Here is a 22,338-nt window from a genome sequence, read left to right on the forward strand (position 1 = left end):
TTCACCTCTATTTATTTAGTTTGAATTTAGTTTAATCGTTATGCCAAACGAATAGCTCCCCATTCACTAAGAATGCATCGCCTTCATTGGCTGTTGGATGTGCTGCTATCAGTTCTTCGAAAGTATCATAAGACCCTAAGATAACAGTTGCAGCCCCTGTATCTCCAGTGTCTCCTTTCTCTCCTTTACCTCCAAGACTTACTTGGAAACAATTGATATAGTTGCATTCATCAGAATTTGCAACAGGATGAAATGCTAGAAATTCACCGGCATTATTAACAATAGCCCCATTTGGTGATAATTTGATTCTGTCACCCGCTTTGATATTAACAATACCTGAAGCCAGTTTTAATCTGTAGAGTCCACCTAAAAGAAGTACACTTCCTTTTCTCTCACCATTTGTCATTACAACTGGTTCATTGACAAGGACCCCAACAGGAACTTCTGTGGCGTCTCCAGTGTATTTTCTCAATGATTCTTTTCCTATTGCTGATTTGTCTGAAATACAAAGTATATCATCAACTACACACTTATTGGAATACTCATATCCAAGACTACTACCAGATACAGTTATTACATTATCGACTAATGTTTTAACTCCATCATCCAATAAGAAGGTAGTAATCTCCTTTCTTTCTTCCAATAAAACAATTGTATCTGTCATTTTATCACATTAATATGTCAAATATATGATTTCCTTTAACGGAAGGATTGCACTTTATATTACAACCGTTTTCACTAGCTAAATTGCAGAAATATAAATCTTCTGACAATACTGAGTCATCTTCATAAGTTACGAATTTAAAGTACGGATATTCAAGTTTGGAGAATACATTAACATTGATTAATGCAATTCCTAATCCCCCACCTTTGACATCAATTGAATGTGGAACTTCATGAATCATGGTTTGGCCAGTAATGCAGTTATGATCATCAAAGTTCTTTCCGAAAGTGAAAATTATTGTCTGATCGGTTTTGGTTCTTTTTCTGTAGTACCATCCAAGAGCAATATCTGATTCACATTCCAATAGCTTTATTAATGCATCACGTGGGAGCTGAATGTCTGAATCAACCATTAATACGTAATCATAGTTTCCAGCCATTGCGTTTTTAGCTATTTGATTTCTTGCCTTGGCACAGTCATATCCTGAAACATAATCAAAGTACAATTCATAACCTTCTGGCCTTTTCAATCCATATATGCTTTTGAAACATTCCGGTTTGATGTTTTCAAAAGTTGGAACTGCAATCAATATCTTATTCGCCATATTTTCTCTCCAATTCCTGAATTCTTTTTTCCAAGTCACAAGTATTATCCAAATCTTTTTTCTCACATCTATACTGATAGATGTCAACTAGTGCAACAATGATGATGGCTAATGCAAATGGAATTAGTCCTTCGATTAAAGCATACTTTGTTGCGTTTTCCATGATGATGTTGATAGCTACTGCTGTTAAAACAGCACTTGAAATTGTTTTGGCAAAGTTGCAAATGAATATTTTTTTCTTTAATGCGTTCATATCAATCAACTTAAAATAATTCTCCAGAATATTCTATTCTTTTGATGGATATCCCAATACTCTTTTAGCTTTCTTTTTAGCGTATTCAACATCTCCTTCGCCTCTTATTCTACTTGCATAATGACTAGCTATACCAAGTATAATCATAAGAATGCAGTAGGGAATTGTATTTTCTGTAATTCCTAGCGCTTCTGAATATAACATGATGATTGGAATAACAGTAACTAAAAATGAAGTTAAAATGTCAATATCTTTTCTATTCCTTTCTAACCATTCATAAATCATTTTCAAGCCACCTCTTCATAGGGTTTGTTTGTATGAGAGAGAATTATACCATCAACGCAAATCTTTTCTTCAGTTCTGTATGCTTCTTCAGCATTTTCCTCGACATTAATCCAGGATTCATATTCTTCAAAGGTTTCAAAGTATTTGATGTATTTCATTGTGCCTCCCATGTAATAGAGTAGTATAATTTTCCATCTTCGATTTTAAATTCTATAATAGGTTTAACTGCATAAGGATAACCTGAATCAACATATTTGGTGCCGTTCCAGTAGAACCAGTGGCCTGTTGCCTGGTCTATGTATGGTCCTTTGTTTTCCAATGTTCCAACAAGTTTCCTTATAGTCATGTTAAATCCCCACTATAAATTTATTATGTTTTTTATTATATAATTTATTATATAGTTTATTATTTCTTTTATATAAAATATACTTTTTCATCTTCACTACAACCGTCCCATTCCATGTAGAGTTTGTTGTCTTCCCAGATAAATCTGACATTATTGACAATAGCTACATCTGGAAGCTCACAATAAGTAACACCATCATTATCTTTGACATAATTAGCTTGAGCCATAATGTTGGACCCCGTTGGTACGATCATGTTTACTACATGAGTTATTTCATCCTGCTCAAATGAACAGTCAGCAAGATCAAGACAGTTCTGGGATTCAGGATACATTTCGATTTCTGACATTTGCCTGTAGACTCTAATGTATTCTGTTTCTTGATTTTCCGTTAGGTTGACAATGGAAAGCAGTCTTAAATCATGGCCGTGTGTTGGATTGCATTCACCATCCTTGTCGATATAGATTCTTGTGTTCGGCAATATATCTGCAGGAGTCGGCCTTTTCAGTTTTAATCTGAAAACATCTCCAAGCACAGCAACAGTAACAAGAGTATGTCCTGAAGACCTAACCTGAACCTTACCTAACAGATAGCCAAAAGCTAAATCACCTTCCTTTGCTTTTTTAACTATTGTGTGTTCCATTGTTGATTCTTCCGCTAACGTTACCATTTCACCGACTCTACATTGATTAGCTGAAATCCATGCAGTATGTTCTTCATTAACATAAGTCTTTTCGCCCTCATCTAAAAGACAAGCAATAACGTCCATCTTTTCTTCATGGCCAAGTCCTGTAGGATATCCTCGACCATGGCCAATTGTTTCCTTATATTCTTCAATCATTCTAAAACACCCAGTCCCAATCTTTATTGATTATTTTATCTGGCAAGTATAGGCCAGTATTATCCATTGACTCATCATTAGCATCCCACAATAGCTTACTGCCTTTATATGCTTTAGGATATTCATGTTCACCTTTGAATAATCTAATTCCATGTTTTGATTGTTTTTCTGTTACAGTTATTTCTGGAATCCCATTAGCTGCAAATAATGGGGATGGAAATATCAATATCCATTTCAAGTCAAAATAGTTAAATTCTTCAAAATCTGTTGTTGCATATCCTGTTGGGGATATTTCAATTTCAGCATAATTATTATCATAGAATTTACTTGGATTGTTTCTGCTGAATCCTTCAAGATAATCAGAAGAACTTGATGTTCCTGTACCTACACGGCCATGAATATGGTATTGTCTCCAATCTCCCTCATCATCACTTCCTGAGGAATATGTATCAAAGGAACTGGACATAACTAATGTCTTTGCTCCTTCAAACATACAATAAGGCTTAACAGTACTGCTCCAATAAAACATGGTTTCTTTAATATCTTCAGAATACAAGAGATTGAAATCTGACTGCATCATGTAACTTCCAATGGTTGAACCAAGAAATGTTCCATTATCATTAACGGCAACATTACCACTTATATGTTTAAATCTAACTGCAATAACACGATTATTTGTTAAATCCTGACCAGAAGCAAATGTTGTAAATAAACTGCTTGGAATGCCAGTATCAAAGCTTGGAACGAATCTTGCTCTTAGAAATTTTCCATTATCTGTTGAGTCATTGTTGATACTTAAACCGGAGTAGTTCATGAAAAATTGTGAGTATGCATCAGAATTTGCATCAAACATTAACAGACCATTACCTGATGTTAATGTGCTGGCGAAGGTTGTGTCATGAACTTCAAGGATCAACTTTGTAGTTTCAGAAATTTTTCCAACAGGAATTCTGACAAGTATTGCTGCACGTTGAGATCCATAAGCTGGAATGTACATTACTGGACATGCTGTTCCATCTAATGTTTTGATTTTAAGATTTTTTAAATCGCTTCTGAATAAATTAGCAAAAGAACTATCCTCCAAATTATCCAAGAACAAATAATCATAGTTGGATGAATAGCTACTGCTTCTCTGATTGTAATTACTCATTACAATGTTAATTTGCAATTCTTTTATCAATGTCATAAATAATATTTTATTATCCTTTTTATATAAATTATATAATAAATATAGTAATATTAACATTAATGTTTCTGATTTCAAAAGTGCCCGTCTTGCACTGAAATATACATTAGGTATTGAAAAAACAACACTAACAATCAGGCCATTAATATGAAATTAAATCCCCCTGATTAAAGCTAAAATAAATAGCTATTGTTTTAATGTAACGTTAAATATTAAAAATTTTACATAACCTATCATGAAAAAAACATATCGATAGATTTAAATATATGGATATATAAATTAGGAATTACAAATATCATATCGATATTCTTAAATATGTCGAAATTATAATTATGTATATGGTATCTGAAAACAAGGAGGACTGTTGCAGAGAATGTTCAGTTGAAGAATTACTAAAAAATACTCCCTCCCCTAAAAAACTAGAAAACAATGCAACATTATTGAAATCTTTAGCTGACCCGACAAGATTAAAAATGATATATTTATTAAAAAACGGTGAATTATGTGTCTGTGAAATATTGGAAGCCATGGACAAATCCCAATCCACAATTTCACATCATCTAAACATGATGAAGAAAGAAAATATTCTTTTAACAAGAAAAGAAGGAAAATGGATTTATTACCGGTTAGCTGATGAAAATATTATTGAAATCTTGGAAAACTTATTCAATATAGTGGAATGATGAAGTATGACTGAAAAAATAGCATTAGCCTCATGCAACGGCATGAGCCCCAATGGACTAGTATCACGTGTTGCAGTAGGAGATTGTAAAAAAGAAAACGAAAATATCATATCAATCTGTATGGGTTCAACTTCTGCAGATATAGAAGGTAAAAATAATCCAATGCTAAAAAAATACCCAATAATAGCAATAAATGGATGTTCAAATAATTGTGTAAATAAAATTCTAAAAAACAAAGGAATAACCGTAAAACAAACAATAGAAGTAGGAGAAATCCTAGAACCACATAACATTTCAAGCAAAGATCCTTTCAGACTAGATGATGAGGGAGAAAAATGTGTTGAAATCATTAAAAAGGAAATTAACAAAAGAATGGAGTAGGATTAAAATGGATTTAGAAATATGGAAATCATTTGTAAATGATAATTATTACGAATTCTCCGCATTAAAAGATAAAGCAAAAATAGCGCTGCTGCTTCCAGATACAGATAAAATGATAATCCTTGAAAAATCAGAAGACAAAATGTTAATCCATAGCGGACATGCAGATGAATTTGATTTTCCTTTTGCCCAAATCGCACTACAATTCTCAGAAGAATCTGCCGACAAACTTAACGAAAATTGGTCATTTAATACTTTGAAAAATTTAACCAAAAAGGATGAAATTAGAATATTATCTTTTGTAAATGAAAATGAATTAAGATATTACAAATTCAATATTTTCCTAAAAAAATTTGGTTATGAACTTAACTCAAGTTGTTCATGTGGGTGTTGCTGATGAGTGACAATTGGAATTTTGACGGATTAGTGCAGGATGTATTAGTAAAATCAGGTAATAACTCCTGCTGTGGAGATATTTCATTTCCAGACACCCATAAATTAGATAATCCTTCTAATCCTCAATCAACAATTTCAAATGATTTACTTAATGAGTTTGAAAAATATCTTCAGGAATTGGGAATTATCGAAGTGGCCTATGTGAATGGAATTAATGATTATTTTTTACACGGCTTGAATTTTGACTTTAATTCAGCAATTGTGATTTCATATGAAATCAGCAAAAGTATTCATGATGAAGGAGCTGGAGATAAGGCACAAGCGTTCAATAATGAATTATATGAAAGTTTTGGAAACATCACTTATGAAATTTCAGATTACTTAAGATCCCATGGTTTTGAAACAATGGTTGCTCATCCAAGAGAGGAAACAATTGATTTCTCTCATTTGGCTCAAAAAGCAGGAATGGGTGCAATTGGAAAAAGTGGATTATTAATAAGTCCGAAAAAAGGACCTAATCAAAAGATAGCTGCAATATTGGTGAACATTGAAAACCTGCCTTTATTAAATTGTAATAAACATGAATGGATTTCAAGATACTGCAACTACTGTAATTCCTGCGTTAAAGCATGCCCACAAGAAGCACTTATCCTAAACAGAAAAAATAAAAATGTGGAGTTTATTGCAGATTTATGCATTGGCTGCACTAAAGGTTGTGTTGAATGCATTAAAGCATGCCCATTCTATAAAAAAGGTTATGAACATGTTTTTAAAAAATACAAAAAACTAGAAGCCAAACTGTCTTGATTATAACATTAACTATCACCATTTCTTATTTGAAACTTGTTTTTTAAAAGTAGTTGATGTATCTGCATAGTTATAGTCTGAATGATTTTTTGTTAACTTTGATGTTAATGTAACACCCAGTTTATCAAATAAAAATAGTTACAATTCATTCAATTTAATTAAGCGTAACATCAATTATTTGTAGGTAAATTATGTTAAGAATAGTCTGGAATAATAAATAAAAATATTGTTGGATTAATCCACCTTGCCATACCCATGTTATAAGCGAGCCAATTCGCCCAGGCCGACCCGATGCCGACCGAAGGGAGGCATCTGTGGGAGACCTGGGTGAATAGAATTGGCGAACATATACTATAATAAGTAACCGACCCTTGCCGGTCGGTTCCGTAAGTCATCAATGAAGAAAACTAATTTTATTTAACCAGCGGCATCATTATATGCAGTCCGACCTTTAGGTCGGACTGGATGCCTTGAGCGTAAGCGAAAGGCCAATACTATAGACCTAACAAAAATAGCTTTATCAAAGTTCGAGGAATAGGGGCTTGTCCCCCTATTCCGAGTTTATGGATTTGAAATTAATGATTTTGTCAAATTTAAGAACCGACCATTTATCGGTCGGTTCGGGGGTTAAGTTTTGATAAACTTGATTATAATTGCATTGGCATTCTTGAGTAATTAAATGGGGGCTTGTCCCCCATTAATTAGGCATTAAGGGTTTCAATTCAAGATATTAAAGGAAGTGAAACACCACAAACACTTCCTCATATCTAATTCAATAACGAGCGTTCAATGAAGATTTATAGCTCCGGTGTAAAAAGCAACAAAACACCATCATAGCTATATTCTAGTTCTATTGAATCCCATATCCTTTAAAATTTTATTATATTCCTCACGAGTAGTGAAAGAAGGTTTATTCTCATCAGTATCACTACCAGTAGATCCAGTTTCTCCACTTTCACCAGAGTTTCCCGGATTTCTACCCCCTGGTGTGGAACCGTCATTAGCTGCTTCAATTTTAATTCTTCTCTCAGCCAGTTTTTCCATTAGCTCCATATCAACGTCACCAGATAATAGCTTATCAATAACTTCTTTATCCTGTGCATTTTCATTATAGTTAAAATTATATTTAGCTTCGTACTCTTTTATTTTCCTTTCATTTTCCGCTTTTCTAAGTTCAGACAATTCATTTAAGATATCATCTTTACTGTCAATGAATTCCTTATTCTCTTCAATAGCTTTTTTAATCTCATCATATTTTTTAGATTCTTCTTTTAGATTATTAATTTCATCCTGAAGCTTTCCAATCTCAGCATCTTTACCTTGCAATTTTTCCAATAATAAAGAAGTAGCTACATTAGTATCTTTTGCAGGTGCAGGTTGAGGTTGTGGTGCAGGTTCTGGATTTGGATTTCCAGTTTGGCCTGTTTCTCCAGCAATGTCTGAATTCAATAATCTAATTTTTCTTGGATGCTTAGTAACTCCTACGTCAATTAAACTCATAGTATCAATTCCAAATGAATCTCCATTATCTTTCAATAAGACATCAACTTTTGGAGATAGTCCTTTTCCTTCCATATCCAGTTCATCTGGAATTTCAAGGAATAGCTTTCCTTTTTCGTATTCAATATTATTTCCGATTCCAACATAGATATTGTCATGTTCTGAAGTTAAAGGAATTCCTCCACGATAGTTTTCAGCTATTAGTTTTAGATCATCTTCAGTCCACTCAACGGGTTTAGTTAACCTTTCATCCAAGTCCGAATAGTCATATGATCCAACTTCAAAAAGTTCATGCCTCATAATTTATCACATTTTATTATATTAATTATTATATATTTTATTACTTATTTTATATAAATCTTTATTATATTTCAACTCCGTTTTCAGTGACAATTCTTTCACCCACAGGCTGTTCCTCTTCAAAGTTACTGAGATAATTTTTATAGATTTCATCACCTTCAGCGGAAAGTTCCATAATGTATCTTAACACATCATCTCTTGAATAGCTAAAATAAATATCTAAAGTTTCACTAATGCCCATTAACTCCAATTGCCTATTTAATAATTCATTACAGTACTTTAACACCCATTTCTGGTCATTAGCTACATTAACAATAAATCCCGTAATAGCTGAATCGTTAATGTATTCTGCAACATTCTGATTTGATTTTTCATTACCTGCCTGAGACTGAGGAGTAACGAAAGTCCTTAAAATATTATTTCTAAAGATTTCAGTCTGTCTGGTATAATCTGACTGGTAGTTGTTTCCACCAAGTATTTTAGATTCAATACCTGGAGGCACAATAGCTACATTACTGTCTGCAGTGGTTCCGTAATCTGCATAAAGATTTTCTTTTGCAGTAGCTGAAAGTTCTGTAACTATAGGTTGGCCGTTAGAATCTAAAGAAGGTTTTACTTCAATAATATTATCCTTATTAATTCTCTCCACCTGATTTCTTTCAAGATTGCACTTGTGGTATATATCATCAAGGCAATTAAGGATAATGCTTTGAGCTTCGCAATAAATTTCATTGTACATGAAGTTAATGACCTCTTCAGGTTCATACTTAACAGTTAATGTTCCCTCTTCAACACTAACATAATTATTAAACTCCTCAGGAGATCCATTAACAATATCTTTAGGCATTTCATGCAGGAATAGCTGCACTTCATTATCGTCATTAAACTCTTTTTTCAATCCATATCCATTAGCCCCAATTTCCAAAAATATAGGTTTAATATACTTGCCTATGGATTTATCCCAACGTTGCACAGGTTTAATAAGTCCTTCCCCATCAACCATTCCACCCTGCAAGATATTTTTAGCTACTTGGCTGATGTCAATTTTCCTGGCCCATAAAATCAAAGTTAATTTCTGCTCTTGAGATAACTTATTTTCCTTATCAATAAGCACAATATTAACATTAGCTTTATCAATTCTATTTTTCAATATTCCTGAAGTATAACCGTCAAGTTTAACAGCATAACGTGCATTAGCTATTGTCTTATTAATTACAGGTGGAAGTGCATCCGGCAAATCAAGGCCAGTGTTGATTCCATCAGTTCTAGGCTGCCTTTCATCCTCACCCCAATAGCTACGCTTAGTGTTATACTGTTCTACCCTATTATTCAATAATCTAGTTTTAATATAATCAGCAATTCCCATAATAATCATTTCATATTTTTTATTATATTATTTATTATATTTTTTATATAAAATAAGTAATAAAATTAATGTGTCCTTGGAATTGACTTATTTTACAAATGTTCGCATTAGTACAAACAGTATATATACAAGTATAATCATATGCATAAGTAGAGATTAAAAAGAGATTAAAAAATCAACCATACCTAAAAAAATTAAAATATAAAAAATCTAACAATAATAGAAATCATAGAAATATCAAAATTAAGAAAGCATAATTCTTGATTTACCAAATATGTAAAATAAACAGCACAAGGAGTACACAATGTACAATTATTACGAGTTAGAAGAAAATAATCCTAGAAATGAATTTGTTGAAACAGAAATAAAAAATCTTTTAGAATTAATTAAACTGGAAAAATATCAAATAGTAGTGGATATGTATTCTGAAAGAAATCAAATGGATGCAGAAGAACGAGAAAAAGAAGGAAAAACAATCAATAATTTAAAATGCGATATTCATAAAAAATATTATCTCAAGTTTTCAAGAAAAGAAAAAATAAAAACAGAAATAAAAAAAGGAGCTTACTGTTTATTATCCGTTAATGATAAAGAGATTAACTGTTGGGTTAGAGAAATTACCTCTCATTCGATTAGTGTATCACTTGAAGAAAAAATTCGTAAATTTAGTAAAAATAAAACTGCTAAAATTGATTTAATACTTAATGATGTTACATTTAACCGATGGGAAAATAATTTATTAAACTTGACTAAAAACGGTGAAAAAGCATTAAAATTTAAATCAAAAAAAATAACAATAACAGCAGATAATGAAGATAAAAAAATTAATTTTATAAATAAATCATTAGATCCCTATCAAAAGAAAGCTGTTAAACGTGCAGTAAATTGTAATGATTTTTTCTTAATACATGGCCCATTTGGTACAGGAAAAACAACAACAATTATTGAGCTGATTCTTCAAGAAACAAATTTAAATCATAAATTGTTAGTTTGTAGCGAAAGCAATACTGCAATTGACAATATCCTTAAAAAATTAAGACATACCAATATAAATTTTACAAGAGTAGGAACTTCAAATAAAATACCTAATTATCTCCAGCAATATACTTTAGATTATAAAATAAACAATCAGATAACCGGTAAATCAATTACTAACGAGGAAAGACAACAAATTGAAAAAGAAATATTGGAAAATAGCCAAGTAATTTTAACTACAAACTCATCAGCAGGAAGTATAATTTTATCTGATATTCAGTTCCATATTGCAATCATTGATGAAGCATCACAAGCTACAATACCCAGTACATTAATACCAATTAATAAAGCGGAAAAATTTATTTTAATAGGCGACCACAAACAATTACCACCAGTTGTATCAAGTAACAATACAAAATATCTTAGTAAATCATTATTTGAAGAACTTATAGAAAAATATCCTCAACAATCACAAGAATTATTAATACAATATAGAATGAATGAAATTCTCATGACATTTCCAAATAAAAAATTTTATGGAAATAAATTAAAATGTAGTGAACTGTCAAAAGATAATTATATGACTACTGTTCTTGAAAAATATGATTCTAGTAGTCCATTAATATTTATTGATACATCAAAATATGAAAATAACAAAGAATTCTCATTAGATTCACACTCATATAAAAATAATTTAGAAAGCGAAATAGTTTTAGAAATTATTAATATGTATTTGGATAAAAAAATCAATCCGCAAGATATTGGAGTAATTTCACCTTATTCAAAACAAGTTCGATTAATTGAACAGTGACAGACGTAAACACCTATCCTTAATTCTTCATTATCTATTTTTTCTTCTGCCATATTTAATTCACCTTGTACAAGTCGTGAAAAATATCTAATATATATAAAAAATTGCAATTTAAAATTAGTTTGTAAAAATTTTTACATAGTATTAGATATACTAATGTAGTTAATACACATATATAAAGCTATCCATAAAAAGCTTGGAGTAAACTTTATATACTATGAGAGAAAATCTCTTTAAAATTAGCTTTAAATTTAAAATTAACGTGAAATTTAAAGTATTAAGTCAAATAAAGGATAATTTTCCTTTTTTGATTAAATGATAAATTTAGGTTAATTTAAATTTATACTTTTTTTCTAAATTAACATGATTACTGCCGGCAGTGTAATCAAAGAGATTACAGTGTTGATCAATATGCAGTCCGAGGTCAACTCATAATCAAGTTTATATGTAATTGCAAGTAACAATGACATCATCCCTGCGGGCATTGCGGCCTCAACAATGGAAATTTTAAACTGAAGGTCAACCAGCCCAAGCTGTGTTGCAACAACAAAGGCAACAATAGGGAAAAACATCAGTTTCATGATTGAAGTAAAAACAATCATGGATTTGCTTCTTTTGATAGCTGAAAAATCAATAGACAAACCCAAGGCAATCATGATTAAAGGAATAGCCCCCTGACCTAGATAATTAACAGTATTGTCAATGACAGGCCCTATAGGAATGTTGATAAAATTAAATACAAGCCCTAAAATCACAGCCCACAACGGCGGGAAAAATGTAATCTTTTTTACTGCAGTCTTGACTGTACCGCCAAACTTTAAAATCAGCACAAAAGACAAGATTAGAAAAATGCATAATGTGGCAATATCACAGAATATGGCTCTTAAAAAACCTTCCTGGCCAAAAATACCTAAAGTAACGGGATAACCCATAAATGCAGTATTCGCAATCATTACAGTTACCAATACACTCCACAGTGTAATATCATCTAATTTCAACTGTTTTAAAATAAAAAATGAAACTATACCCGTAACAACTGAAGAAGCCAAAATAACTAGAGGCAATATTCCCAGTTTAGAGATTAATGATAAATCAGCAGAGTACAAAGCATGAAAAATCATGCAGGGAAGTAAAATATACATCACTATCTTATTGAATGGGTCTATGTCCTTTTCACTTAAAAAATCAATCCTTTTAAGGAAATATCCCAACCCAATCATTATAATGATTGATAAAATAGTAACTGCAATTTCATTCATAAAATAATATTAGATAAAAAAAGTATAAAAAAGTTTGGGTTCCGCCAAAATTGAATTTTGGCTGACTTGTTGATTTTTTTTAAAATATTGTTACATCGAGTTTTAATTGGTTTTTTATGGATGTGCTTTCGCAGAAATCTTCTAGGTCTTCTGTTGTGTTTTCTATTTCTTGTTTTATGTTATGTAGTCGTATTAAATTATATGCAAGTGCATCTAAGCATATTCTTTCTTCTGTTTTTACCATTCCGATGACTACTTCTTTTTCTATTTGGAATTGTTCTTTTAATATTCCAAATGGTCCTTCAACGCTTGATCTTTTGGCGTATTCGTCTTTATATTCTTGTTTTTCCATTTTTTGGTTCATTGCTTTTTGCATTTCTGATCCGTATTCTGTGATGGTTCTGTGTGTTTGTGAGTCTGAACAGCATTTGTTTCGTGCAGGGCAGTGTTTGCATGCTTCGTAATTGTTGTAGAGTCTTTTTATTTTGTCTGGTTTTTCTGGGTCTTTGTGTGGTTCGATATATTTTGCAAAAAAGTGCAAATAGTTTCCTTCTGGACATTTAAATGCATCTAATTCGTAATCGTAGTCGAAATGGTCTTTGTGATATGGATTTTCGTTTAATTTTCCGATTTTTTCTTTGGATTGTTTTCTTGTTGGTATCAATCCGTTAATTTTCTTATCTGCTAAGTATGATAAGCTTATTTGATTTAAGTATATTGTATCGGCGCTTATGTATTTTGGTGTTGTTTGTATGTTTCTTATTGCTCTTTCTGCGATTGGTGGGAGTTCATAATGGTCAGTAGGGTTTTGTGTGACGTTTATTGCACAGATTAATTTAGTGTCGTAATCGACTGCAGATTGGATATTATAGGCAACCATGAAGTTTCCTTTCTTTCCTTTCATAAATCTTGCTTCAATATCGTTTACTGGTATTCTGTCTTGTCCTGTGAATGTGAACTGTGTTTCTATTCCATATAATAGTTCTAATTTATCTTCATCATTCATGTCTTTCTTTTCCAATAATCTTTGGGCTGGTTTATGGAGTTTTTCAAGGCATTGAGGGTCGATTGGTCGTCCTTCATAGTAATCGACTAATATTTGTGTTTCTTTTTTGGTGATTGTGTTGTTGTTGGAATTGTATGCTTTTTTGATGGTTCCATCAATGGCAACGTGATTAAATTCTGTGAATCCTTCATCAAAGGCCTTTTTTAAGGTCATTTGCAATAATACTTCGAAATACTGGCCGTATTCTCTTCGATATCTTTGAATTGATCTCTCAGAAGGTCTGATATCATCACAAACGTATTTAAATATGTCATGGTATCTTGCCATGTCTGCAATTATTGATGTTCTATCAATATGTTGGATTTTAGCATAAATTAGCAATTTTAACATTGAATCTACTGGAAGAGAGTCTCTTCCTTTCTTTTTCTTCGGTTCTTTAATATTTAAAAGTGGAAAAACTTCTTCAACAAATTCCACAACAAAATGAGAAATATGATTCTCTGGAACGTTCCAATCAAGAGTCTTAATACCCAATTTTGTCTGATTCCTATCAAATTTTCTTTTAACCATAAATAACAACACCAAAACAACTTATACCTAATATAAAATATGTACAACAAAGTATATAAACTTAACTATCTTAAAATCATTAAAAACAAAAAATAAAAATAAAATAAAACCAAATAACAATTTAAAAAATAATAAACTTAAATTAAATAAAATAAATAAAAATTAGTTTAAAAATATGGAAAATAATGAAAATTAAGCCAAAAATTTTTTCGACAAAAAATTAAAAATCAATTTTGGCGGACACCCTGAAGAAAAAACAAAAAATATATCTGTTAAATCAGTAGATGGATTCCAAGGTGGTGAAAAAGATATTATAATAATATCTTTAGTAAGAAGCAATGAAGAAAAAAATATAGGGTTTTTAGATGATATACGAAGATTAAATGTTTCATTAACACGTGCAAAGAAAAAATTGATTGTTATTGGTAATAAAGAAACATTACAAAGCAATAATGATTATAAAGAATTCATAGAATTTTGTGAATTAATTTAAACATTTATTTAAATACAGACAAAACTAAAAATCAAATAAAGTTGTTTGTTTTGGTTCAATATATCTTATTACTTCTGTATCAATTAGCTTATCATCTTCCTTAAGATGTCCAAGCAACAATGGTGATTTCTCATCATGCAATTTTATAACATTTTTGGGAATTTCAGGTTTCCGATTAGCGTAGCAATATTTGCATTCACTTAAACAGGAATTATATGCTCCTATATCTCTTGATGGAATACAGTGACAGTTTTCTCTAATTCCTGTTCCTTTTACATTTTTATAAACTACATTGTGTGCCTGTTCTAAAATTTCCCGAGTTGTGCAACCTGCTGCATGAATACCATATTTTTCATAGCTTTCATTTGTTGCACATGATTGAGTGTAAAGATTATATCTCTCTGATATCTCACCAATCCCTTTCAATAGCTTCACTTTATCTTCCTCAGTAAGTGGAATTATCTCAGGCATGTTCTCTTCAACTTTTTTGTACATATCAACAAAGCTGAATATGCATCTGTAAACTAATGGTGAGATCTTTTCGACTATATCCTCGAATGTTTCCAGATGTTTTTCAATAGTGTATTTTTCAGTCAGAAGTATTGGGTCATATCTCCAGAGAATCTTATTGCTACCAACAATATCAGATAATCGTTTTAACGTTTTAATAGATTGATTTATTGTTGGAACTTTCGGTTCTATGTCCTTGCCGTATGCAGTAATCGTGTAGTTGCACAATATATTGTACTTTTCATCAATACTACCTATATGTTCCAGTATAGGTTGGTAGTTCTTGGAGCAGAACAGAAGACAATCCACATCTTCAGGCTTTAAGCTTAACTTGTAAACATTCTCTCTTGCAAATGGATTTCTTGAATATGCATATCCTTCACTCAGCCTGTTCAGTAGCCATGGAGTGTAGTAGTTCACTATATCTGTTCTTCCGCCGACATTTATTATCATGTTATCACTTACTATATCTGGTGACATTAACATTTCTTATTTGTGTTTTGACCAGCATCATACAGCCAACTCTGTTAAATAATAACTGTTCAAGACAACATTTTTATTTCTATACATTCACTAATGTTTTTATTTTATATCTGAATATATGTTAAAATTATGCGATTTGAACGAATTTCCAAAACTTTAATTACTGAAGAAAATAAAATTATTATTCGTAGTGAGAGAAAAGTAGTAGATAATTTCTATACTATTGGCGTAACAATAATTGCTTGTCATCAATTGTTTATAAATAATTTCAGCATCTTACCCTCAACTTTTCCAATAATACTCAAGTAGTTACCTTTGCATCATTAGTTGGTTCAGGTTATGTCAGTGATTATAGTAGATGTTCAGGATTTGTATTTCCACCATCCCAGTTTCACCCAGTATAGATGAAAATATTTAATTATCATGATTTCTAAAAAAAGTAGTGTAGAGAGAACATAAGTATGACAACTTTCGCATGCCCTTTCATACTCTTCCTCTCCAAATAATTTTATTAGTTAATTAATATTTTAAATTTCAAGATATATATTAATAGCTATTTTCTTTTCATTTAACAGTTGGTTTTATATTAACATCACCCATTTGAGATTCGAAGATTAGTTTGAAAAGGCTCATGATATAGCAAAGTTGAATAAAATTTGATTTCTATATCATTGGTGTTAATGTCAAAAACACATCAGCAAATCAAAGTTTTGAGAATAAGTTTCGTTTTATATGAATTGTTCGTATTAGAAGTTTAATTTATATGAAAACAATTTTAGAAGTAAGTTTTCAGTAATTAATGTGGTTATTTTTTATTTTTATTTAATTCGACGGATTTAAATGTTAGTCTAGTAAAGGTTTTATTAAATTCCTCAGATACTTCATTTAGGCCTATTTCATTTTCCCATTGAGCATTTATTTCCTCTATAATTGGAATCATGTTTTTTCCTTTAGAAGTTAAAGTTAAAGTATACTGTCTTTTATCGGAAGTTGATTTCTCACGTATAATAAAATTATTCTTTTCCAATTTTTTGACCGCTTTAGTTATAGCACCTTTAGTTAAGTAAAACCCATCTGATAAATCCTTTTGATTTAAGTTGTTCTCCTCATTTAATCTTAATAAACATAAAACTTGAACCAGATTCAAATCATATTGGGAAAATAAGTCATTTAAATATTTTTTATGATTTGTATGAAAAATAAATAATAAATCACCAAAACGATTAGGATTATATAAATCAATATTATCAGAACTCATTGAAACACCAAAATATAATTTATTAAAACTATTATAAAAAATTAGATGGAAAAAAGATGAAAAAATGGTTGATAAAATCATCTATTGATCAAATTTATTTTTTCCATCTAAAAAAGGTATGATTTTGATTAAAAAGACTTTTTTTTATCTGATTTTTGGAATTCCTGTAATTCTTAAACCACCGTAATGGGATTTGTATTTAATGTTTAATCCAATTAATAATGGGGTGATTTTTTCGATGATTCTTGCTTTTTCCAAGATACCTGTGTCGATTGTTTTGATTCCAGGTATTTTGTCGATGATTTCTGCTGCAATTTCTTTTGCTTCCTTGTCGTCACCTGCTATCAAACAGTCACAGTCGATTTCTTCTGGGATGTTTGCGAGGTGTGAGTTTGAAATGTTACAGAATGCGCAGATTACTTTTGCACCTGTTCCCTCAAGGATTTTTGCAGTTCTTTCTGCAGCGGATCCTTCCATTAAATCAACAAATCTGAATGGTTTTCCACCGATTGCTGTTTCTAATGGTACGGTTGCATCCATGACTATTTTATCAGTACAGAATTCCTTGATTCCTTCAACTGTTGGCTTTTGAGCAGCTAAAGGCACTGTAAGAATCAATACATCTCCTACTTTTGCGGCGTCTTCGTTTGCCATACCGGTCATGTTTAGGTTATAGCCTGCTAAGTCCTCTTTAGCTTTTGCAACTACGTCCAATGCTTTTTCTTCTTTTCTTGAACCTACAATCACTTCTACACCAGCAATAGATAATCTTTCAGCGATTCCAAGTCCTTGTGGACCTGTTCCTCCAATAACACTTACAATCATATTATCACCTAAAAAATTAAAAAAAGGATTTAATATTCATAAAATCCTTTTCCAGCATTTATTCCCAGTTCTCCTTTGTCTATTTTTTCTTTAAGTTTTTCAATCATTTTTGATTGAAGTGAATCAGGGTCTTGAGCTTCAGGATTCATTAAAGCAATATTGTATAATGTTGTTAAACCAACAATATCAATAATGTGGAATGGTCCTTTTGGAGCACCAGTTGCCAACATCCAAGTTTTATCGATTGTTTCAGGTTCTGCCACATCATTGGCCCATAATTTAGTTGCGGCATTTAAAAATGGTACTAATAAAGAGTTTAATATATAACCTGGTTGCTCTTTTTTAACTTCTAATGGAATCATGTTAATGTCTTCAGCAAATTTAACGACTTCATCAAAGTATTTTTGTTCAGTTCCAGCATGACCCATAACTTCTGCTGTGTTGTTTTTCCAAATTGAGTTTGCAAAATGTAAACAAAGATATTTTTCAGGCCTTCCAGTATATTCGGCAAACATTGATGGAAGTAAAGTTGATGAATTTGTCACGAGAATAGTTTTTTCAGGCATATATTTAGCCAATTCTTGATAAAATGCAATTTTTTCATCTGGAATTTCTGCAATTGCTTCAATGATTAAATCTGCATCTTTTGCTGCTTCTTCATAACTTGTTGTTAAAATTAAGCTATCATGTGCTTTTTGAACTTGTTCTTTTAATTCATCAATTTTTTCATCAGAAATTTCATCTTTTTTGATTAAACCTCTGCAGTATGCCATTTCATCGGTTTTCATTGCTTCAAGGTCTTCAATGTAGACATTTTTGAATCTTTCAAGTTTTGGTTTTGCTCTTTCAATTGATCCTTCACTTCTAAGCCAAATAGTAACATCAAATCCACAGTATGCAGATTGTAATGCAATTTGACTTCCAAGGACTCCTCCTCCTGCTACAACAACTTTCTTTATACTCATTTTTATTCACCTTCTAAAAAGTAGTATACCTGTAAACTAAATTAGTATACTTGTAAACTAATATCTATTGTATAGCATATAAATCTTTTCTAAATCCGTTTCCCCTAAGCTGGTTTTTTAGGTTTTAATTTTTAACCAATTTCGATTATCTGTTGATTCATTTTTGTTAAATATGAATCATTTTCAATTCAAAAAAAATCAAAAACAAACTAAAAGTGGATTTACATAGTTGAACATCTCCTTTGGAGAGGATGGAGATTTTCAAATTTCTCATTTTAAAGTAACATTTAAATAGAAGTTATGAATATATATTCATAATACCTGAAGATACATTTGGGGAGAAAATTATGGTAAGACCTAAAAGAATGAGGAGAGTAGTCACATGCCACAGGCATGAGTTGAACAGGAACCTGAAACCGATAGAGCTGTCTGTAGATGAGTTTGAAGCAATCAGATTCAAAGACTATCATAATATCAAACAAACGGAGGCTGCGGAATTTATGGGAATCTCACAGTCAACATTCCACAGAATTCTAAACTCTGCAAGGCATAAACTAGCTGTTTCTCTAATTGAAGGCCGACCAATAGTTGTTGTAAAAGGTGATACAATGATTGATCCAAATAAATACTTATGCGAAGATTGTGGTTTTCAATGGTCAAATCCAGAAAAAGAATATGAGGAATGCCCGGACTGCAAATCAACAAACATTCGCAAATTGAATGCAAATAATAGAAACAGAATGTCAAATGACACATGCAGTTGCCCTAATTGCGGATACACAGAACCAAAAATTAGAGGCATTCCATGCAGAACCAAAACATGCCCAGAATGTGGTTCACCACTACAGGGAAGAGGATTATGCAACATTTAAAGAGGGAGATGATTTAAGATGGCTGATAATCTAGAATATGTCTGTAAAGAATGTGGCTTCAATTGGATAACATTGAACGGCGAACACCATATATGTCCAAGATGCCACAGCGAAACAATAGAATATGTCGGTGAAGTGAAAGGCTTAGACATCGATTCAATATTAAACCACAACAAAAGGATGGGAGGATGCTGCGGTTCTGCCCGTGGAAGAGGACCATTGACCTGTGGAAAACCATATCCGGACCACCACGACCCAAACATTCCACATGATCCGGAAAAATGCTGCGGACATAGAGCATGCTAAACTGGAGGTTAAAAGAATGGCTGAAATTACAATAGATACTGATAAATGCGACAATTGCGGAGACTGCACCGACGTTTGTCCTATGGAAGTTTTAATTCTTGAAGATGGCAAATTAACCATCAATGACCCTGATGAATGTAGTTACTGCGAAACCTGTGTGGATATTTGCCCAAACGAATGCATCACAATAGAATAAAACTTCTAATCATTTTCTTTTTTAAATATTTTTTATCAAAATAATACATCATTAAATTAAAGTTAAAAAATTTTATAATCATCAAAAAATTAATTTTCTATCAGAGTTTCAGTACAGATTTTGATAAGCATCGGAACTTTTTTTATAAGTTTTATACGAATGAAAATATTTAATTAACATGAGCTCGATAAAAAGTAGTATTGAGAGAACATAAGTATGACAACTTTCGCATGCCCTTTCATATAACTCTCTCCAAAATAATTTTATTTAATTAATGATTTAATTTTTAAGTTATATATAATTAGGCCAAAACAAGACTTTAAAAAAATTACATTTAATTCAAACATAAACACTGACCCCACATATCAAAAGTGGAATTAATCTCATCACCATTAGCATATTGCATTAGCTAATAAGATGATGGATTAATGACTTCATTATACGATATATAATGAAGTTGTTAATTTTTAATAGTTATTACAGTACTATTTAACCCTAATACTCTTGAATAGTCAACATTGTCTGCAATTTTATTTAAAACACTGATATTGTCAAATTCAAGATTATCTTTTTCCACTACTGGATTGAAATCGACACCAGTATCCTTAATTGATATTAAAATATTGTCAGCATTATTTCTAACAATTACGTCAATTGTATTAACTGTTTCATTGTTGTTGATGATGTTTACAAGCATCTCTTCAATAGCTAAACTGACTATTGCTGCAGATTTATTGTCTGATAAATAATTCTGAACATTTTGTGCCAATTCCACAGCATCTTTTACATTACCATTAATTGTATGTTCAAATACTTTTTCATCATCATTGTGCTTGTTGATAAAGAATCCTGAATATTCACCCTCTGTTTTTTTATGGATATATTTTGAATAAGCAAAGATGAACAGTATTGTTAATGCTTCAGCGATTGCAAATGAAATCCAAATACCGTTTCCTGCAAATGGAATGGACAATATGCATGCAAGCCCAATAGGCAAGACCAAACCTTCAAGCAGGGAAATAATAGTGGATAATTTATTTTTCTGAATTGCCTGAGCATAAAAAGTATATAAAAATGTAATGGCTGTTCCCACATAACTTATTGCAAATATTCGCAGAGCATTCAATACAACAGGAACATCTGCAGGATTTTTAACACTGTACAGGAACAATAACGCCCGAGGATACACAATAAATAACAAAGATAAAGCCAAACTTGCAATTACAACGATTTTTAAAGACCTGTGAATAATGTAATTAACTCCAGAATAGTCTTCTTCTTTAAAGTAAACAGACACTATTGGAGACATTGTCTGAGCAGTTCCTATTAAAAATATATATAATATGAACAGGCTATTATAGCAGATACCAAATGCCACAATACCTGATTTTCCAACATATATTCCAACTAAAAAGTTTATTACAAGCAATTTTAAAGTTAAGTATAACTGTGTTGAAGAAGATGAAAATCCTGAAGTTGCAATTTTTTTAAGGAAAGCGAAGAATTTGCCTAATTTTAATTTAATAAATTCCAATGTACGGTCCTTTTTAAAAAAGTAATATGAAATTAAAACTGATCCAACAAGATAACCTGTTGAAGTAGCCAATGCTGCTCCTGAAAGTCCTAAATGGAAATATGAAATATAAATTACATCAAAACATATATTAACAATATTTGCAATCAATATTGCCCTGAACGGTAGTGACGGCATACCATCTGACCTTATAAAGTATGATAAACTCATCATATAACATAAAAACGGCATACCAATAATTAATGAATTGAAATATGAAGTTACCTCAGGAATCAGTTCGGGCTGGGAGGAACATAAAAACTGTGCAATACTGCCTGAAAATATCAAACCGAATATCGAAATCAGTATTCCAATTACTAAAAGTGAAATAATGGATGTTGAAAAATATGAATTACTCTTTTCATCATCAAATTCTGCCTTTGCAACAGAACAAAGTACACTACCACCCAATCCAATCATCCAATAGATTAGATTGACAAAAGTAATCACAGGAGCTACAATCTGAATTGGTGCAAGATTAGATGCACCAATTAAAAAGCTCACTATCAAACCATCCACAAATAAACAGATATTTCCTGCCATTGAAGTAAATAATGTCGGGAGGAAAAATTCACTGAATTTACTCCTCAATAATTTATAATTTCTTTCATACATCATTAATCCCC

26 protein-coding genes are annotated in these 22,338 nt (G+C 31.3%); 9 read left to right on the forward strand and 17 right to left on the reverse strand.

The window, feature by feature from the left end:
- Nucleotides 1-31: 31 nt before the first annotated feature.
- The 8 genes from E7Z81_RS04340 to E7Z81_RS04375 all read right to left on the reverse strand — a co-directional run bounded on the left by E7Z81_RS04340 (nucleotide 32) and on the right by E7Z81_RS04375 (nucleotide 4,177).
- A complete protein-coding gene (locus E7Z81_RS04340) occupies nucleotides 32-664 on the reverse strand; it encodes a hypothetical protein (protein WP_292744705.1) in 633 nt (210 codons plus the stop codon).
- 4 nt (nucleotides 665-668) lie between these two features.
- Nucleotides 669-1,268, reverse strand: coding sequence for a hypothetical protein (locus E7Z81_RS04345; protein WP_292744707.1), 600 nt, complete (start codon nucleotides 1,266-1,268; stop codon nucleotides 669-671).
- The gene (locus E7Z81_RS04350; RefSeq protein WP_292744709.1) at nucleotides 1,258-1,521 is read right to left on the reverse strand and encodes a hypothetical protein; all 264 of its coding nucleotides are present in this window, start codon (nucleotides 1,519-1,521) and stop codon (nucleotides 1,258-1,260) included. The genes E7Z81_RS04345 and E7Z81_RS04350 overlap by 11 nt, the downstream gene beginning before the upstream one ends.
- A gap of 33 nt (nucleotides 1,522-1,554) precedes the next feature.
- A complete protein-coding gene (locus E7Z81_RS04355) occupies nucleotides 1,555-1,806 on the reverse strand; it encodes a hypothetical protein (protein ID WP_292744711.1) in 252 nt (83 codons plus the stop codon).
- Nucleotides 1,807-1,808: 2 nt separating this feature from the next.
- A complete protein-coding gene (locus tag E7Z81_RS04360; RefSeq protein ID WP_292744713.1) occupies nucleotides 1,809-1,964 on the reverse strand; it encodes a hypothetical protein in 156 nt (51 codons plus the stop codon).
- A complete protein-coding gene (locus tag E7Z81_RS04365; RefSeq protein ID WP_292744715.1) occupies nucleotides 1,961-2,152 on the reverse strand; it encodes a hypothetical protein in 192 nt (63 codons plus the stop codon). Before E7Z81_RS04365 ends, E7Z81_RS04360 begins: the two co-directional genes overlap by 4 nt.
- A gap of 68 nt (nucleotides 2,153-2,220) precedes the next feature.
- Nucleotides 2,221-2,991 (reverse strand): hypothetical protein, encoded by a 771-nt coding sequence (locus E7Z81_RS04370; RefSeq protein WP_292744717.1) that lies wholly within the window; start codon nucleotides 2,989-2,991, stop codon nucleotides 2,221-2,223.
- A gap of 1 nt (nucleotide 2,992) precedes the next feature.
- Nucleotides 2,993-4,177, reverse strand: a complete 1,185-nt coding sequence (locus tag E7Z81_RS04375; RefSeq protein WP_292744719.1) for a hypothetical protein — start codon at nucleotides 4,175-4,177, stop codon at nucleotides 2,993-2,995.
- Nucleotides 4,178-4,509: 332 nt separating this feature from the next.
- On the opposite strand from E7Z81_RS04375, the gene E7Z81_RS04380 reads away from it, so the two are divergent.
- The 4 genes from E7Z81_RS04380 to E7Z81_RS04395 are packed head-to-tail and all read left to right on the forward strand — an operon-like array spanning nucleotide 4,510 to nucleotide 6,444.
- The gene (locus E7Z81_RS04380) at nucleotides 4,510-4,860 is read left to right on the forward strand and encodes a helix-turn-helix transcriptional regulator (protein WP_292744721.1); all 351 of its coding nucleotides are present in this window, start codon (nucleotides 4,510-4,512) and stop codon (nucleotides 4,858-4,860) included.
- 6 nt (nucleotides 4,861-4,866) lie between these two features.
- Nucleotides 4,867-5,241 (forward strand): putative zinc-binding protein, encoded by a 375-nt coding sequence (locus tag E7Z81_RS04385; protein WP_292744723.1) that lies wholly within the window; start codon nucleotides 4,867-4,869, stop codon nucleotides 5,239-5,241.
- 7 nt (nucleotides 5,242-5,248) lie between these two features.
- Entirely contained in the window at nucleotides 5,249-5,638 is a 390-nt protein-coding gene (locus E7Z81_RS04390) for a hypothetical protein (RefSeq protein WP_292744725.1), read from the forward strand.
- Nucleotides 5,638-6,444 carry a 4Fe-4S dicluster domain-containing protein gene (locus E7Z81_RS04395; RefSeq protein WP_292744727.1) on the forward strand — a complete coding sequence of 269 codons (807 nt, stop codon included), beginning with the start codon at nucleotides 5,638-5,640 and terminating at the stop codon, nucleotides 6,442-6,444. The genes E7Z81_RS04390 and E7Z81_RS04395 overlap by 1 nt, the downstream gene beginning before the upstream one ends.
- An 837-nt stretch (nucleotides 6,445-7,281) precedes the next feature.
- Here E7Z81_RS04395 and E7Z81_RS04400 read toward each other — a convergent pair.
- Together E7Z81_RS04400 and E7Z81_RS04405 are read right to left on the reverse strand one after the other, a co-directional pair.
- Nucleotides 7,282-8,244 (reverse strand): hypothetical protein, encoded by a 963-nt coding sequence (locus E7Z81_RS04400; RefSeq protein ID WP_292744729.1) that lies wholly within the window; start codon nucleotides 8,242-8,244, stop codon nucleotides 7,282-7,284.
- 64 nt (nucleotides 8,245-8,308) lie between these two features.
- Nucleotides 8,309-9,619, reverse strand: coding sequence for a hypothetical protein (locus tag E7Z81_RS04405; protein WP_292744731.1), 1,311 nt, complete (start codon nucleotides 9,617-9,619; stop codon nucleotides 8,309-8,311).
- A gap of 295 nt (nucleotides 9,620-9,914) precedes the next feature.
- On the opposite strand from E7Z81_RS04405, the gene E7Z81_RS04410 reads away from it, so the two are divergent.
- The gene (locus E7Z81_RS04410; protein WP_292744733.1) at nucleotides 9,915-11,396 is read left to right on the forward strand and encodes an AAA domain-containing protein; all 1,482 of its coding nucleotides are present in this window, start codon (nucleotides 9,915-9,917) and stop codon (nucleotides 11,394-11,396) included.
- Between the two features lie 353 nt (nucleotides 11,397-11,749).
- On the opposite strand, the gene E7Z81_RS04415 is transcribed toward E7Z81_RS04410, so the two are convergent.
- Nucleotides 11,750-12,655, reverse strand: a complete 906-nt coding sequence (locus tag E7Z81_RS04415; protein ID WP_292744735.1) for an AEC family transporter — start codon at nucleotides 12,653-12,655, stop codon at nucleotides 11,750-11,752.
- A gap of 79 nt (nucleotides 12,656-12,734) precedes the next feature.
- A complete protein-coding gene (locus E7Z81_RS04420; RefSeq protein WP_292744737.1) occupies nucleotides 12,735-14,231 on the reverse strand; it encodes a transposase in 1,497 nt (498 codons plus the stop codon).
- Nucleotides 14,232-14,457: 226 nt separating this feature from the next.
- On the opposite strand from E7Z81_RS04420, the gene E7Z81_RS04425 reads away from it, so the two are divergent.
- Nucleotides 14,458-14,724 (forward strand): C-terminal helicase domain-containing protein, encoded by a 267-nt coding sequence (locus tag E7Z81_RS04425; RefSeq protein ID WP_292744899.1) that lies wholly within the window; start codon nucleotides 14,458-14,460, stop codon nucleotides 14,722-14,724.
- Nucleotides 14,725-14,748: 24 nt separating this feature from the next.
- Here E7Z81_RS04425 and E7Z81_RS04430 read toward each other — a convergent pair whose 3' ends face one another.
- The 4 genes from E7Z81_RS04430 to E7Z81_RS04445 all read right to left on the reverse strand — a co-directional run bounded on the left by E7Z81_RS04430 (nucleotide 14,749) and on the right by E7Z81_RS04445 (nucleotide 18,765).
- Nucleotides 14,749-15,720 carry a DUF1848 domain-containing protein gene (locus E7Z81_RS04430; RefSeq protein ID WP_367263005.1) on the reverse strand — a complete coding sequence of 324 codons (972 nt, stop codon included), beginning with the start codon at nucleotides 15,718-15,720 and terminating at the stop codon, nucleotides 14,749-14,751.
- Between the two features lie 802 nt (nucleotides 15,721-16,522).
- On the reverse strand, nucleotides 16,523-16,975 hold the full coding sequence (locus E7Z81_RS04435; protein WP_292744741.1) for a MarR family winged helix-turn-helix transcriptional regulator: 453 nt from the start codon (nucleotides 16,973-16,975) through the stop codon (nucleotides 16,523-16,525).
- Between the two features lie 144 nt (nucleotides 16,976-17,119).
- Nucleotides 17,120-17,800 carry an NADPH-dependent F420 reductase gene (npdG, locus tag E7Z81_RS04440; RefSeq protein ID WP_292744743.1) on the reverse strand — a complete coding sequence of 227 codons (681 nt, stop codon included), beginning with the start codon at nucleotides 17,798-17,800 and terminating at the stop codon, nucleotides 17,120-17,122.
- A 29-nt stretch (nucleotides 17,801-17,829) separates the two neighbouring features.
- Nucleotides 17,830-18,765, reverse strand: coding sequence for a 3-hydroxyacyl-CoA dehydrogenase (locus E7Z81_RS04445; RefSeq protein ID WP_292744745.1), 936 nt, complete (start codon nucleotides 18,763-18,765; stop codon nucleotides 17,830-17,832).
- Between the two features lie 347 nt (nucleotides 18,766-19,112).
- Here E7Z81_RS04445 and E7Z81_RS04450 point away from each other — a divergent pair, with 347 nt between their 5' ends.
- The 3 genes from E7Z81_RS04450 to E7Z81_RS04460 are packed head-to-tail and all read left to right on the forward strand — an operon-like array spanning nucleotide 19,113 to nucleotide 20,139.
- Nucleotides 19,113-19,637, forward strand: coding sequence for a DUF134 domain-containing protein (locus E7Z81_RS04450; RefSeq protein ID WP_292744747.1), 525 nt, complete (start codon nucleotides 19,113-19,115; stop codon nucleotides 19,635-19,637).
- Between the two features lie 18 nt (nucleotides 19,638-19,655).
- Nucleotides 19,656-19,943: a DNA-binding protein gene (locus E7Z81_RS04455; protein ID WP_292744749.1), complete on the forward strand. Its 288-nt coding sequence runs from the start codon at nucleotides 19,656-19,658 to the stop codon at nucleotides 19,941-19,943.
- Nucleotides 19,944-19,959: 16 nt separating this feature from the next.
- A complete protein-coding gene (locus E7Z81_RS04460; RefSeq protein WP_292744751.1) occupies nucleotides 19,960-20,139 on the forward strand; it encodes a 4Fe-4S binding protein in 180 nt (59 codons plus the stop codon).
- A gap of 460 nt (nucleotides 20,140-20,599) precedes the next feature.
- Here the strand turns inward: E7Z81_RS04460 and E7Z81_RS04465 are convergent, their stop codons facing one another.
- Complete coding sequence (locus E7Z81_RS04465) at nucleotides 20,600-22,330, reverse strand: MATE family efflux transporter (RefSeq protein ID WP_292744753.1); 1,731 nt, start codon at nucleotides 22,328-22,330, stop codon at nucleotides 20,600-20,602.
- Between the last annotated feature and the right edge of the window lie 8 nt (nucleotides 22,331-22,338).

The sequence above is a fragment of the Methanobrevibacter sp. genome (assembly GCF_015062935.1).
In the GTDB taxonomy this organism is placed as follows: domain Archaea; phylum Methanobacteriota; class Methanobacteria; order Methanobacteriales; family Methanobacteriaceae; genus Methanocatella.

What these genes read in the sequence shown, in the direction of transcription:
- E7Z81_RS04380 (WP_292744721.1), top strand. Translation starts at nt 4,510, where the DNA reads ATGTATATGGTATCTGAAAACAAGGAGGACTGTTGCAGAGAATGTTCA.
- E7Z81_RS04340 (WP_292744705.1), bottom strand. Translation starts at nt 664, where the DNA reads ATGACAGATACAATTGTTTTATTGGAAGAAAGAAAGGAGATTACTACC.
- E7Z81_RS04345 (WP_292744707.1), bottom strand. Translation starts at nt 1,268, where the DNA reads ATGGCGAATAAGATATTGATTGCAGTTCCAACTTTTGAAAACATCAAA.
- E7Z81_RS04350 (WP_292744709.1), bottom strand. Translation starts at nt 1,521, where the DNA reads ATGAACGCATTAAAGAAAAAAATATTCATTTGCAACTTTGCCAAAACA.
- E7Z81_RS04365 (WP_292744715.1), bottom strand. Translation starts at nt 2,152, where the DNA reads ATGACTATAAGGAAACTTGTTGGAACATTGGAAAACAAAGGACCATAC.
- E7Z81_RS04420 (WP_292744737.1), bottom strand. Translation starts at nt 14,231, where the DNA reads ATGGTTAAAAGAAAATTTGATAGGAATCAGACAAAATTGGGTATTAAG.
- E7Z81_RS04455 (WP_292744749.1), top strand. Translation starts at nt 19,656, where the DNA reads ATGGCTGATAATCTAGAATATGTCTGTAAAGAATGTGGCTTCAATTGG.
- E7Z81_RS04370 (WP_292744717.1), bottom strand. Translation starts at nt 2,991, where the DNA reads ATGATTGAAGAATATAAGGAAACAATTGGCCATGGTCGAGGATATCCT.
- E7Z81_RS04460 (WP_292744751.1), top strand. Translation starts at nt 19,960, where the DNA reads ATGGCTGAAATTACAATAGATACTGATAAATGCGACAATTGCGGAGAC.
- E7Z81_RS04375 (WP_292744719.1), bottom strand. Translation starts at nt 4,177, where the DNA reads ATGACATTGATAAAAGAATTGCAAATTAACATTGTAATGAGTAATTAC.
- E7Z81_RS04390 (WP_292744725.1), top strand. Translation starts at nt 5,249, where the DNA reads ATGGATTTAGAAATATGGAAATCATTTGTAAATGATAATTATTACGAA.
- npdG (WP_292744743.1), bottom strand. Translation starts at nt 17,800, where the DNA reads ATGATTGTAAGTGTTATTGGAGGAACAGGTCCACAAGGACTTGGAATC.
- E7Z81_RS04430 (WP_367263005.1), bottom strand. Translation starts at nt 15,720, where the DNA reads ATGTTAATGTCACCAGATATAGTAAGTGATAACATGATAATAAATGTC.
- E7Z81_RS04385 (WP_292744723.1), top strand. Translation starts at nt 4,867, where the DNA reads ATGACTGAAAAAATAGCATTAGCCTCATGCAACGGCATGAGCCCCAAT.
- E7Z81_RS04360 (WP_292744713.1), bottom strand. Translation starts at nt 1,964, where the DNA reads ATGAAATACATCAAATACTTTGAAACCTTTGAAGAATATGAATCCTGG.
- E7Z81_RS04410 (WP_292744733.1), top strand. Translation starts at nt 9,915, where the DNA reads ATGTACAATTATTACGAGTTAGAAGAAAATAATCCTAGAAATGAATTT.
- E7Z81_RS04435 (WP_292744741.1), bottom strand. Translation starts at nt 16,975, where the DNA reads ATGAGTTCTGATAATATTGATTTATATAATCCTAATCGTTTTGGTGAT.
- E7Z81_RS04355 (WP_292744711.1), bottom strand. Translation starts at nt 1,806, where the DNA reads ATGATTTATGAATGGTTAGAAAGGAATAGAAAAGATATTGACATTTTA.
- E7Z81_RS04405 (WP_292744731.1), bottom strand. Translation starts at nt 9,619, where the DNA reads ATGATTATTATGGGAATTGCTGATTATATTAAAACTAGATTATTGAAT.
- E7Z81_RS04465 (WP_292744753.1), bottom strand. Translation starts at nt 22,330, where the DNA reads ATGATGTATGAAAGAAATTATAAATTATTGAGGAGTAAATTCAGTGAA.
- E7Z81_RS04415 (WP_292744735.1), bottom strand. Translation starts at nt 12,655, where the DNA reads ATGAATGAAATTGCAGTTACTATTTTATCAATCATTATAATGATTGGG.
- E7Z81_RS04445 (WP_292744745.1), bottom strand. Translation starts at nt 18,765, where the DNA reads ATGAGTATAAAGAAAGTTGTTGTAGCAGGAGGAGGAGTCCTTGGAAGT.
- E7Z81_RS04400 (WP_292744729.1), bottom strand. Translation starts at nt 8,244, where the DNA reads ATGAGGCATGAACTTTTTGAAGTTGGATCATATGACTATTCGGACTTG.
- E7Z81_RS04395 (WP_292744727.1), top strand. Translation starts at nt 5,638, where the DNA reads ATGAGTGACAATTGGAATTTTGACGGATTAGTGCAGGATGTATTAGTA.
- E7Z81_RS04450 (WP_292744747.1), top strand. Translation starts at nt 19,113, where the DNA reads ATGGTAAGACCTAAAAGAATGAGGAGAGTAGTCACATGCCACAGGCAT.